We start from the raw sequence: 11,419 nt of genomic DNA on the forward strand, positions 1-11,419 counted from the left end.
AGCATGGGCGCGCCGGGTCAGGGCACACGGTCGTCCTCGCCGCGATGGGCGGCATTTTCCTGACGGTAAAGCTCGTGCGTCGCGTCTTCGGTGCGCTCGATGTCGCGCGGCTTGGCCTTGCGGTTCCTGAGCAAGGCCCAGAGCAGAACCGCGGCCAGGACCAGCGGCCCGACGATGTTCATGATGGCCCAAAGGCCTCCGGAGGGGCTGTCCATGCTGTCTTCTCTCCTTCCTGGCTCGGCGGCTCCGTGGAACCGACGCGCATGTTCGCCCATATAGTGATTGATGGCCCGTCTCGGTTCCTGGATCGAGCCTTTTCCCGAAGGCATTTATGTGAAGCCGGCCGATGCGTGGGTCGATCCTTCGCAGCCCAAGGCGCGTGCGCTCGTCACCCACGGCCATGCCGATCACGCCCGCGGCGGGCATGAGACGGTATGGGCGACCCCCGAGACGCTGGCGATCATGGAGTGCCGCTACGGGCCGCAGAACGGCCGCCCCGTCGCTTATGGCGAATCCATGCAGATGGGTCCGGTGACGGTGAGTTACGTGCCCGCCGGCCATGTGCTCGGCTCGGCCCAGATCGTGCTGGAACACGCCGGGGAGCGCGTCGTCGTCTCGGGCGACTATAAAAGGCGACCCGATCCGACCTGCGCGCCGTTCGAGCCGGTGCCGTGTGACATCTTCATCACCGAGGCGACCTTCGGCCTGCCCGTCTTCCGCCATCCCGACACCGGCAGCGAAATGGACCGGCTGCTCGCGCGCCTCCACGCCAATCCCGAAAGGTGCGTGCTGGTCGGCGCCTATGCGCTCGGCAAGGCGCAAAGGGTCATCACCGAGTTGCGCGGCCGCGGCCACCACGATCCGATCTACATGCACGGCGCGCTGCAGCGGCTGTGCGATCTCTACGAGGAGCATGGCGTCGCGCTCGGCGACATCCGGCCCGCGACCGAGGCGAAGAAGGACGAATTGCGCGGCAGGATCGTGCTGGCCCCGCCCGGCGCGCTCAACGACCGCTGGTCGCGGCGCCTGCCCGATCCGATCACGGCGATGGCGTCGGGCTGGATGCGGGTCCGTCAGCGCGCCCGCCAGCGCAATGTCGAGCTGCCGCTGATCATCTCCGACCATGCAGATTGGGACGAACTCACCGAGACTTTGCGCGAGGTGGCGCCGCAGGAAGTGTGGGTCACCCATGGCCGCGAGGAGGCGCTGATCCACTGGTGCCGGATGCACCAGATAAGGGCCCGCGAGCTCAACCTCGTCGGCTACGAGGACGAGGACGACTGACGCTCTTTCCGGCGGTGCCCCGTGGGGCCGCGGGGGCCCCTTTTTCCTTTGGTTTCCCGGGGGGCGTCGCTATATGATTGCTATGGCAACTTCCCCTACTGAAAACAGCTACGGCGCCGATTCCATCAAGGTGCTGAAAGGCCTCGACGCGGTCCGCAAGCGGCCCGGCATGTACATTGGCGACACCGACGACGGCTCGGGCCTCCACCACATGGTGTTCGAGGTCTCGGACAACGCGATCGACGAGGCCCTCGCCGGCCATTGCGACCACATCCAGATCACCTTGAACGCCGATGGCTCGGTGAGCGTCGAGGACAATGGCCGCGGCATCCCGACCGGGATCCATGCCGAGGAAGGCGTGTCGGCGGCCGAGGTCATCATGACCCAGCTTCACGCCGGTGGTAAGTTCGAGAATGCGTCGGACGACAATGCCTACAAGGTGTCGGGCGGCCTCCACGGCGTCGGCGTATCGGTCGTGAACGCGCTCTCCGAGTGGCTGGAGCTGACCATCTGGCGCGACGGCCAGGAGCATTGGATGCGCTTCCGCCACGGCGATGCCGAGGCGCCGCTAAAGCTCATGGGCCCCGCTCCCGAGGGCCGAAAGGGGACGCGCGTCACCTTCCTGCCGTCGCCGACCACGTTCAAGATCACCGACTTCGATTTCGAGAAGCTCGAGCATCGCTATCGCGAGCTCGCCTTCCTCAATTCCGGCGTGCGCCTGTTCCTCAACGATGCGCGCCACGAGGAGGAGAAGACGGTCGAACTGTTCTACGAAGGCGGCATCGCGGCCTTCGTGCGCTATCTCGACCGCACCAAGACCGCTCTCATTCCCGATCCGATCTCGGTCACCGGTCAGCGCGACAATGTCAGCATCGAGGTCGCGCTCGAATGGAACGACAGCTATTACGAGCAGGTCCTCTGCTTCACCAACAACATCCCGCAGCGCGACGGCGGCACCCATCTCGCCGCGTTCCGCGCGGCGCTGACCCGCACGCTCAACAATTATGCCGAGAAGTCGGGGGCGCTCAAGAAGGAGAAGGTGAGCCTCACCGGCGACGACATGCGCGAGGGCCTCACCGCCATCGTCTCGGTCAAGCTGCCCGATCCCAAGTTCAGCTCGCAGACCAAGGACAAGCTCGTCTCGTCCGAGGTGCGCCAGCCGCTCGAAAGCCTGATGGCCGACAAGATGGCTGAGTGGCTCGAGGAGAATCCGCAGCACGCCCGCACGATCATCCAGAAGATCATCGATGCCGCCGCGGCGCGCGAAGCGGCCCGCAAGGCGCGCGAGCTCACCCGGCGCAAGGGCGTGATGGACATCGCGTCGCTGCCCGGCAAGCTCGCCGACTGCCAGGAGCGCGACCCCTCCAAGTGTGAACTGTTCCTGGTCGAGGGTGACTCGGCCGGCGGCTCGGCCAAGCAGGGCCGCAACCGCGAGGTCCAGGCGATCCTGCCGCTGAAGGGCAAGATCCTCAACGTCGAGCGCGCGCGCTTCGATCGCATGCTCTCGTCCAAGGAAGTCGGTACGCTCATCCAGGCGATGGGCACCGGCATCGGCCGCGACGACTTCAACATCGAGAAATTGCGCTACCACAAGATCGTGATCATGACCGACGCCGACGTCGACGGCGCCCATATCCGTACCTTGCTGCTCACCTTCTTCTACCGGCAGATGCCGGAGATCATCGAGCGCGGCCATCTCTATATCGCGCAGCCGCCGCTCTACAAAGTCGCGAAGGGCCGGTCCGAAGTCTATCTGAAGGACGACGCCAAGCTCGACGATTACCTCGTCGACGCGGGCATCGGCTCGATGGTGCTGGAGACGCAGGAAGGCCCGCGTTCGGGCGAGGATCTGCGCGCGCTCGCCGAGCATGCCCGGCGCATGCGCACCTTGATGCGCTACGTGCCCAAGCGCTACGATCCGGCCATCATCGAGGCGCTCGCCCTCACCGGCGCGCTCGATCCCGAGCTGCAGTCCGCCCGGCGCAACGAAACCATCACCCGCGCCGCCGCCTGGCTGCAGGCGGGCGACGAGGACGCCACCTGGACGGGCGAGGCGACCGAGGAGCGCAATTACGTGCTCCGCCGGCTGTGGCGCGGCGTCACCGACCACCATGTCGTCGACCACAAGTTCGTGCACAGCGCCGAGGCCCGCAAGCTTCACACGCTGGCGAGCGAGCAGGCCCCGACCTATGCCCGTTCGGCCCGCCTGGTGACGATCAAGGCCGCCGCTGCCGCGGCCGATGAGCCGGCGCAGGACGACAATGCGGGCGCCGAACTCGACGCCGCGCCCGATCGCACCGTCGACGCGCGCGGCGTCCTCGTGCGCCGTCCGATCGAATTGCTCGACGGCATCCTCGCCGCCGGCCGCAAGGGCCTGTCGGTGCAGCGCTACAAGGGTCTCGGCGAGATGAACGCCGAGCAATTGTGGGAAACGACTCTCGATCCCGAGAATCGTTCGCTGCTCCAGGTCGAGGTCGCCCAGGCCGACGTCGCCGACGAGATCTTCACCCGCCTGATGGGCGACGTGGTCGAACCGCGCCGCGAGTTCATCCAGGAGAATGCGCTAAGCGTCGCCAACCTCGACGTCTAGGACATTGCCGCGGCAGGGCCTCGCCCGGCCGAAAGAACCGACTTGGACCGTCCGAGCCGCCGGACTCGCTCCGAACCCGCCTGCATGAGATAATCCCTTAGCGATCTCGTCGGCAGGGCTCCGGATGGAAGCCAATTGGTACCTCCTCATCGCGTTGGCGCTGGCGGCGATCGTGCCGCTGGCGCTGATCGCCACCCGCCACGAGCTGCGCAGGGTGCGGCTGCGGCTGGTCGAGGAATTGCGATCGAGCCTGTTCAAGAACCAGCCCGACCTGCCGCAGCTCGAACTGGTCGCAGCCCGCTACCGCGCCACCAGCGACGAGGACGGCAAGACGCGGCAGGCTTTGCTGATGGTGTGGACCGGCGCCTTCTTCTTCTTCGCGGTGAGCGCGGTCGGCTTCATGCTTTTGCTCGTGCCGAGTGACTGGTTGCTGGCCGACCGTCCGGACTTCCCCAGGATCACCAACGCCTTCCTGTGGACCGAGGCAGATGCCACGCGCGAGGAACTTGGCCGCGTCGTGACGGTAGCCGGGCTGGCCTTCCTAGGCGGGTTCGTCTTCCAGCTGCGCTATCTGGTGCGCGCGACGCTCAACCAGGAATTGAGTGCGCTCGCATTCGTCCGCGCCGCGCTCCACATCCTCCAGGGCGTGATCGTCGCCTTGGTCACCTACCGGGTGATCGGCTTCGCGGTGAACGAGGGGGAGGCGGGGGCCTGGACCTTCGCCAGCGCGCTCGGCCTCGCCTTCATCGTCGGCTATTGGCCCAATCTCGGCCTAATGAAGCTCGCCAAGGCGCTGCGCGTCCAGATCAAGCGGGTCGACGACCAGGCGATGAAGGATGCGCGGCTGGTGCCGCTGGACGTGATCGACGGGATCGACGCCGAGACCGCTTTCCGGCTCGAGGAAAGCAATCTGTTCGACGTCCAGAATCTGGCCACCGTCAATCCGATCGGCCTCTACGCCGAAACCCCGTTCGCGCTGCTCCAATGTTTCGACTGGGTGCTGCAGGCGCAGCTCTGCTCCAATGTCGGCCCGCGGGCCTTCGCCGAGCTCCGGAAGCACAAGATCCGCACCATCTTCGACCTCGAGCGGGCAGTGCTCGCCGAGGGCGCTCCGGCGCCCTATCTGATCGCGTTGGGCGGGGTGATATTTCACAATGCCAGCGCGGATTTCCGCGCCGGGCTCGGCCTCGTCCACAACGGCGGGGACGAGGCATCGGTCGCCCCCGAGGTCCTGCGCCACGCCGTCGCGATCATGGCCGACGACCTCCATGTCCACCGCCTGCGTACCTTGTGGCGCGCGATGCTGCAGAGCACGGCCGGGATCGCGCCGGGGGAGCCGCCCTGGCTGTACCGGACCGGCCCGCTGCCTGGCGAGGGTGTGCGGCCTAGCGCGCCGGATCGGGACGGTGGGCGCGGTGAAGCCGCTTCACCGCCTCGACCGGAAGCGCCTCGATCCGGCCGCGATGACCTTCCGTCGTCTCCGCCTTGAACAATGAGTTCAGCACCGCTTCCTCGGTCGCCTCGACGACCGCCTGGAAGAGCGGCGACGCCGCTTCGTTGGGAAGGTCGGTGATGGTCGCTGCGGCGTCGCGCCGTTCGCGCGTGCGGCGGACGGCCGGACTGGTCGAGAAGGCGACCGCATAATCGCCCGAGCCGTTGGTCATCGGCGATCCGGTGCGCCCGATGCCGAGGAAGGCGCGCGATGCGAGCCGCTTCAGATTGCGGTCGGAAAGGGGCGCATCGGTGGCGATGACGATGATCACCGAGCCATCGCCCGAGCCCGAGGAGAGCTCGTCTTTCAGATAATATTGGTCGAGGGCTTCGCCGACGCGCGCCCCATCCACGCTCAGCACGCCGCCATAATTGCTCTGCACGAGGACACCGATTGTATAGCCGCCGAGCCGGGCGGGGAGACGGCGCGAGCTGGTGCCGATGCCGCCCTTCCAGCTGAAGGCGACGGTGCCGGTGCCGGCGCCGACCGCGCCCTCCGCGACCGGGCCCTCGCGCGCTGCGGCGATCGCCTTCAGGCCATGCTCCTTGGCGACGCGACGGGCGCGGATGTCGTTGAGATAGCCGTCATTGGTCTCGCCCACGACCGCATTCACCGACCGCACTTCCCCGTTGCCCGGCTGGCGCAGGGTCCAGTCGATGGCGGCGGCGGCCGCTTCGGGAACCGACAGAGTGTTGGTGAGCAGGATCGGGCTCTCGATCTCGCCCAGTTCCTCGATCTGGGTCGAGCCCATGAACTTGCCATAGCCGTTGCCGACCGCGAAGCCAGCCGGGACCTTGTCCTGGTAGAGGTTGCCGCCATGGGGAAGCACCGCGGTGACTCCGGTGCGCACAGTCTTACCCTCGCGCAACGTGACCTGACCGACGCGGACGCCGGGCACGTCGGTGATGGCGTTGAGCGGGCCGGTCGGCAGGATGCCGACGGCGATCCCCGCCTCGCGGGCGCGCGGACGGGTCTCGGCCGGCGTGGCGACGGCCGCTCCCGCCATGGCAAGCATCATCAACAGCAACGATTGATCCTCCCGGCTCCTCCGCCGAAACGACGGTCGGTCGCGGCGCGATAGAATTGGTCTCGGTCCATCACCGGCTCGCCCGGATGATCGGCGGCGCGGTGCGCGCGATAGGTGTCGTAATCGGGCACGCCGACCATCAGGTGCACGGTCCGCACCACCTGCTTCCACGCTTCACGCCAAGGCATCAGCGGTCTCCCGGGTGGTTGGGAAGGCGGAGCGCCGCGCTTCGAGGATCGCCTTGATCCCGTACAGCACCATCGCCAGCACGACCGCGATGAACAGGGCGCAGAGACTCGCATTCACATAATCGTTGAAGATGATCCGGCTCATCTCGCCGGCGTCGGCCGCGGGCGCGAGGATCTCGCCGCGCTCGAACGCGTCGGAATAGAGGCCGGCGTGCGAGAGGAAGCCGATCTTAGGATCGGCGTGGAACATCTTCTGCCAGCCCGCCGTGAGCGTGCAGATCAGCAGCCACGCGGTCGGCACGATCGTCACCCAGGCGTAGCGCTCCTTCTTCATCCGGAACAGGATGACGGTGCACAGCGTGAGCGCCATCGCCGCCAGCATCTGGTTGGAAATGCCGAACAAAGGCCAGAGCGTGTTGATGCCGCCGAGCGGGTCGGTGACGCCCTGGTAGAGGAAATAGCCCCAGCCGGTGACGGCGAGGCCGGTGGCGATCAGATTGGCCGTCCAGCTGCGCGTGTCCTTCAACGGTGCGACGAACGTGCCGAGCAGGTCCTGGATCATGAAGCGGCAGACGCGGGTGCCGGCATCGACCGTGGTGAGGATAAACAAAGCTTCGAACAGGATCGCGAAATGATACCAGAAGGCCATCATCGCCTGGCCGCCGATCACGTTGGACAGGATGTGGGCCATGCCGACTGCCAGTGTGGGGGCGCCGCCGGTGCGCGACAGGATCGAGGCCTCGCCGACGTCGCGCGCCACCTGGTCAAGCATCGCCGGCGTGATCGCGAAGCCCCACCCCGACAGGACCTGGGCCGCCTCGGCCGTGGTCGTGCCGATCAAGGCGGTCGGGCTGTTGAGCGCGAAATAGAGGCCGGGATCGAGCACGCAGGCCGCGACCAGCGCCATGATCGCGACGAAGCTCTCCATCAGCATGCCGCCATAGCCGATCATCGGCAGATGGGCCTCGCTCTCGATCATCTTGGGCGTCGTTCCCGAGGCGACCAGGGAGTGGAAGCCCGAGACGGCGCCGCAGGCGATGGTGATGAACAGGAACGGGAACAGGCTGCCGGCGAAGACCGGACCGGTGCCGTCGATGAACCGGGTCAGCGCCGGCATCTCGAGGTTCGGGCGGACGATGAGGATGCCGACGGCGAGGCCGACGATGGTGCCGATCTTGAGGAAGGTCGACAAATAGTCGCGCGGGGCGAGCAGCAGCCACACCGGGATCACCGAGGCGACGAAGCCGTAGCCGATCAGCATCAGCGCCATGGTCTCGCCGGAAAAGGTGAAGGCGGGGCCCAAGCTCGGGCTGGCGGCGACGCTCTCGCCGAACACGATGGCGAGCATCAGCAGCACGAAGCCGATAATCGAGATTTCGCCGATCCGGCCCGGCCGTAGATAGCGGCTGTAGAGCCCCATGAAGATAGCGATCGGCATCGTCGCGAAGACGGTGAACGTGCCCCAGGGGCTGTCGGCCAGCGCCTTGACCACGACGAGCGCGAGCACCGCCAGCAGGATGATCATGATGGCGAGAATGCCGATCATTGCGATCACGCCGGGAACCATGCCCATCTCGCCGCGGATGATCTCGCCGAGCGAGCGGCCATCGCGCCGGGTCGAGATGAACAGCATGACGAAGTCCTGCACCGCGCCGGCAAAGACGACGCCGACGAGGATCCAGAGCGTGCCGGGCAGGTAGCCCATTTGCGCGGCCAGCACGGGCCCCACCAGCGGGCCGGCGCCGGCGATCGCCGCGAAATGATGGCCGAACAGCACGAAGCGGTTGGTCGGCACGTAATCGAGGCCGTCATTGTGGCGCACCGCAGGCGTGCGCCGGCCGGGATCGATGCCGAGCACGTCGCGGGCGATGAACAAAGCGTAGAAGCGATAGGCGATCAGATAGGTGCAGACCGCCGCGACGACGATCCAGAGCGCATTGATGGTCTCGCCCCGGTGGAGCGCGACCACGCCCAGCGCCGCTGCGCCCAATGCGGCCAGCAGGGCCCACGGCACCCACCACAAAGCCGAACGTGCCTGCGCCTGCGTCGCCATCATGCCTCTCCCTTACCGGCTGCGCTTCGCGGCGCCTGCTTCGTTTGCGCAGATGCTAGAGCCGCGCGGGGGCCAGGAGCAAGCCTGTCGCGGCTCGTGATTTCCGCGCGGCTGGCCTCCCGGTTGCACAGGTGGCTTCGCCGGTTGCTGTCGACGTCCGATAAATTATTGAGAAGGCTGCTTTAAATGCCGCAATCGGGGCCTATATCGCGCACTCGTTGCAACAATCGAAAGGAGGTGGTCGAATGTCTCATTGTCTCACGCCGCTGGCGGCAAACCAATCGTGCGTGGCCACCCTCTCCGGAGGGTTCAGCGCCTGACGCGCATTGTCCACTCGGCTTAAGCCGGGCACCGGCAATGCAGCTTCGCAAGCGGCTGACAATGGAAAGGCCGTCCCGAAAGGGGCGGCCTTTCGCTATTCCGGAACATTGCAGAGCAGCCCTTCATTATCTGGCCGGTGCATCTAAGGTGGCTGGCCACAGCGGCGGCGAGGACGAACTTCTCTTGATCAGGCAATATGGCGTTCTGGCCTATCGCGAGGCGGACAATGGGGACCCACGCCTGCTGCTGATCACTTCGCGGGAGACGCGGCGCTGGGTTGTCCCGCGCGGCAATCCGATCTTCGGCCTCCCGCCCCATCTCTCCGCCGCGCGCGAAGCGTGGGAGGAAGCGGGCATCGTCGGCGTCGTCGCGCCGAAGCCGCTGGGCACCTATCGCTACATCAAGCGGCGCAACGACGGTTCGGAGGTGCGCGCCAAGGTCTATGTCTTCCCGCTCGAGGTGGACGTGGAGGAAGAGGAGTGGCCGGAGCGCATGGAACGCGAGCGCCGCTGGTTCAGCCTCGAGGAGGCCGAGGCGCTGGTCCAGGAGCCCGAGCTCAAGACGCTGATCCGCAAATTCCGCCTCGACTAGGCTGCCCCTAGGCCGCGGCAACCGTGCCAGGCGCCTGGTTGCGCGCGAGAATTTCCTCGGCGACGCGGAGGGTGCGCTCGTTGTCGACGTCGATGGCAAGCCGGCCGTCGTCCATCAGCATCGGCCGGATGCGGACCCCGAAGCGGCGCGATATGCGCCGGCACAGGCCGTCCAGCGTGGCGAGCCGGAAGCGGAATGCGATCAGGTTGGCGACGCCGAACGCCTTGACAATCCGCCCCGGATGCTTGGCGAACTGGCCGCCGCCGCGGAAGGTCTCGGCCGCCTTGAGCGCGCGGTCGTTGCCCAGCCAAAAGAGGTTGCAGTTGGAAATGGCGACGTCCTTGAACTCGTAGAAGCGTCGCTGCCCGTCGGGATGGGCGGCTTGTATGTCCTCGCGGCGCGCGACGACCACGATCGCATCGTCCTCCCGTTTCGCCCCCTGGGCGGCAAGCGCGTGCAGCGCGTCCGTGGTCAGCAAGACGTTGTCGGCGGTGGTGACAACAAGCGGAAAGCCGCTCGCTCGGGCCGCTTCGACGACGCTATCCGCGATCGTGGATTGGGCGGTGACCGGCGACAGCCGTCCCGCGGCGTGCAGGCGGGCGACCGTGGGTTCGCTCGCCACCGCATCGAAATCCTCGATCGACACGAAGAGGTGCGCATCGGACCAGGCCGCGGCTGCGGTCTCCAGCACGCGCCCGAGCATCGCCTGCCCGGCGACCGGAACGAGGCATTTGTGGCCGACGCCGGCCGCCGCCGCGAGCGGGTCTGGCACGGCCGAGCGGCGTCCGGCAAGGATGAGGATGGCGGGCGGGCGCATCATGCGGCCCGCGACAGCGCCAGCGGGCGCTCGATCACGTTTTGCCGCAGCAGGCTGTGGGTGAGGATCGTTTCCACCAGCGCGACATGGTCGAAGCCCACGCTCCGGGCCGAGCGCGAGATCGTCTTCTTGGACCACAGGTTGCAGCTCAGATTGACCTCCATGAACCAGAGTTCGCAGGTGCGGCTGTCGTAACGGAACTCGAAGCGGCCATAATCGAACGGCCAGAGCTCCGGCAGCAGGCGCCGCACCATGTCGTCGAGGCGGGCGGCGAGATGCGCATCGGTCAGCGGCAGCAGTTCGTCCTCGGCCGCATGGACGAGATTGCGCTTCTCCTCGTAGCTGCGCAGGCCGCCGCTGTTGGCGGGCGCGTAGCCGAGCGCGGGCAGGAGCAAGGCGTCGGTGGTGCCGATCACGGGAACGGCGATGTCCATCGTGCCCACCCACGGCTCGGCGATCGCGTCGTGGCCGCGCGAGTTGAGCGCGGCGGCATGGGCCTCGACCTCGCACCAGCTGGCGCAGCGCTGGATCCCCCAGCTCGCCGAGGAGGCGTTGGGCTTCACGATGAAGGCATTGCCGGCGAGCGGCGCGGGCGGGTCGAGACGGCCGGCGCGGAAGAGCGCCCAGTCGCTGCAGGGCACGCCGCGCGCCAGCGCCGCGGTCTTCATCAGATGCTTGTCGTCGCTGAGGCCGCGGATGATCGGGCTCGCGCCGAGGAAGGGGATGCCGGCCCGGGCGAGCAGCAGCGGCGCCAGCATCTCGCTATTCTGGAAACCGCCACGGTTGAGCAACGGGATGACGAAGTCGGCGTCGACCGGCCCGAACAGGTCCTCGTAGCAATCCGCAGCGACCACGTTGAGGCCGATCGCGCGCAGCGTCTCCAGCATCTCGTGATGGTAGATTGCGTGGCTCCCGTCCTCGGGATGCGGGCGACCGCCCCTCTTCGCATGCTTGGCGAGAAACAGGATGCGCAGCCGCGCCTTGTCGGCGGGCTGCAGCCGCAGGATGTCACGATGCATGGCAAACTCCTCGCCCGGCAGGTCGGGCTCGTCGTTG

Annotated in this window: 10 protein-coding genes; 4 read left to right on the plus strand and 6 right to left on the minus strand. The window is 67.1% G+C overall.

Annotated features, from left to right (window positions below; translation table 11 throughout):
* Positions 1 to 17: 17 nt before the first annotated feature.
* A complete protein-coding gene (locus SH591_RS13390; RefSeq protein ID WP_322832755.1) occupies positions 18 to 215 on the minus strand; it encodes a hypothetical protein in 198 nt (65 codons plus the stop codon).
* A gap of 70 nt (positions 216 to 285) precedes the next feature.
* On the opposite strand from SH591_RS13390, the gene SH591_RS13395 reads away from it, so the two are divergent.
* From SH591_RS13395 to SH591_RS13405, 3 genes are all read left to right on the plus strand, one after another.
* The gene (locus SH591_RS13395) at positions 286 to 1,284 is read left to right on the plus strand and encodes a ligase-associated DNA damage response exonuclease (RefSeq protein ID WP_324749549.1); all 999 of its coding nucleotides are present in this window, start codon (positions 286 to 288) and stop codon (positions 1,282 to 1,284) included.
* Between the two features lie 73 nt (positions 1,285 to 1,357).
* Positions 1,358 to 3,874, plus strand: coding sequence for a DNA topoisomerase (ATP-hydrolyzing) subunit B (gene gyrB / locus SH591_RS13400; protein WP_416385186.1), 2,517 nt, complete (start codon positions 1,358 to 1,360; stop codon positions 3,872 to 3,874).
* Between the two features lie 124 nt (positions 3,875 to 3,998).
* The gene (locus SH591_RS13405; protein ID WP_324749551.1) at positions 3,999 to 5,363 is read left to right on the plus strand and encodes a hypothetical protein; all 1,365 of its coding nucleotides are present in this window, start codon (positions 3,999 to 4,001) and stop codon (positions 5,361 to 5,363) included.
* Here SH591_RS13405 and SH591_RS13410 read toward each other — a convergent pair.
* The 3 genes from SH591_RS13410 to SH591_RS13420 are packed head-to-tail and all read right to left on the minus strand — an operon-like array spanning position 5,260 to position 8,637.
* Positions 5,260 to 6,384, minus strand: a complete 1,125-nt coding sequence (locus SH591_RS13410) for a DmpA family aminopeptidase (RefSeq protein ID WP_324749552.1) — start codon at positions 6,382 to 6,384, stop codon at positions 5,260 to 5,262. The two genes, SH591_RS13405 and SH591_RS13410, sit on opposite strands and share 104 nt — an antisense overlap.
* Entirely contained in the window at positions 6,384 to 6,581 is a 198-nt protein-coding gene (locus tag SH591_RS13415; RefSeq protein ID WP_324749554.1) for a YbdD/YjiX family protein, read from the minus strand. Before SH591_RS13415 ends, SH591_RS13410 begins: the two co-directional genes overlap by 1 nt.
* Positions 6,568 to 8,637, minus strand: a complete 2,070-nt coding sequence (locus SH591_RS13420) for a carbon starvation CstA family protein (protein WP_324749555.1) — start codon at positions 8,635 to 8,637, stop codon at positions 6,568 to 6,570. Before SH591_RS13420 ends, SH591_RS13415 begins: the two co-directional genes overlap by 14 nt.
* Before the next feature lie 465 nt (positions 8,638 to 9,102).
* Here SH591_RS13420 and SH591_RS13425 point away from each other — a divergent pair, with 465 nt between their 5' ends.
* Positions 9,103 to 9,546: an NUDIX hydrolase gene (locus tag SH591_RS13425; protein ID WP_322832795.1), complete on the plus strand. Its 444-nt coding sequence runs from the start codon at positions 9,103 to 9,105 to the stop codon at positions 9,544 to 9,546.
* A 7-nt stretch (positions 9,547 to 9,553) separates the two neighbouring features.
* Here SH591_RS13425 and SH591_RS13430 read toward each other — a convergent pair whose 3' ends face one another.
* Together SH591_RS13430 and SH591_RS13435 are read right to left on the minus strand one after the other, a co-directional pair.
* Entirely contained in the window at positions 9,554 to 10,366 is an 813-nt protein-coding gene (locus SH591_RS13430; protein ID WP_324749556.1) for an NTP transferase domain-containing protein, read from the minus strand.
* Positions 10,363 to 11,382: a D-alanine--D-alanine ligase family protein gene (locus SH591_RS13435; RefSeq protein WP_324749557.1), complete on the minus strand. Its 1,020-nt coding sequence runs from the start codon at positions 11,380 to 11,382 to the stop codon at positions 10,363 to 10,365. Before SH591_RS13435 ends, SH591_RS13430 begins: the two co-directional genes overlap by 4 nt.
* Positions 11,383 to 11,419 lie beyond the last annotated feature (37 nt).

The sequence above is a fragment of the Sphingomonas sp. LY54 genome, from assembly GCF_035594035.1.
In the GTDB taxonomy this organism is placed as follows: Bacteria; Pseudomonadota; Alphaproteobacteria; order Sphingomonadales; family Sphingomonadaceae; genus Allosphingosinicella.

Bases quoted from the DNA above. Each gene is read 5' to 3' on its own strand.
- SH591_RS13390 (WP_322832755.1), bottom strand. From the start codon at position 215: ATGGACAGCCCCTCCGGAGGCCTTTGGGCCATCATGAACATCGTCGGG.
- SH591_RS13395 (WP_324749549.1), top strand. From the start codon at position 286: ATGGCCCGTCTCGGTTCCTGGATCGAGCCTTTTCCCGAAGGCATTTAT.
- gyrB (WP_416385186.1), top strand. From the start codon at position 1,358: ATGATTGCTATGGCAACTTCCCCTACTGAAAACAGCTACGGCGCCGAT.
- SH591_RS13405 (WP_324749551.1), top strand. From the start codon at position 3,999: ATGGAAGCCAATTGGTACCTCCTCATCGCGTTGGCGCTGGCGGCGATC.
- SH591_RS13410 (WP_324749552.1), bottom strand. From the start codon at position 6,384: ATGATGCTTGCCATGGCGGGAGCGGCCGTCGCCACGCCGGCCGAGACC.
- SH591_RS13415 (WP_324749554.1), bottom strand. From the start codon at position 6,581: ATGCCTTGGCGTGAAGCGTGGAAGCAGGTGGTGCGGACCGTGCACCTG.
- SH591_RS13420 (WP_324749555.1), bottom strand. From the start codon at position 8,637: ATGATGGCGACGCAGGCGCAGGCACGTTCGGCTTTGTGGTGGGTGCCG.
- SH591_RS13430 (WP_324749556.1), bottom strand. From the start codon at position 10,366: ATGATGCGCCCGCCCGCCATCCTCATCCTTGCCGGACGCCGCTCGGCC.
- SH591_RS13435 (WP_324749557.1), bottom strand. From the start codon at position 11,382: ATGCATCGTGACATCCTGCGGCTGCAGCCCGCCGACAAGGCGCGGCTG.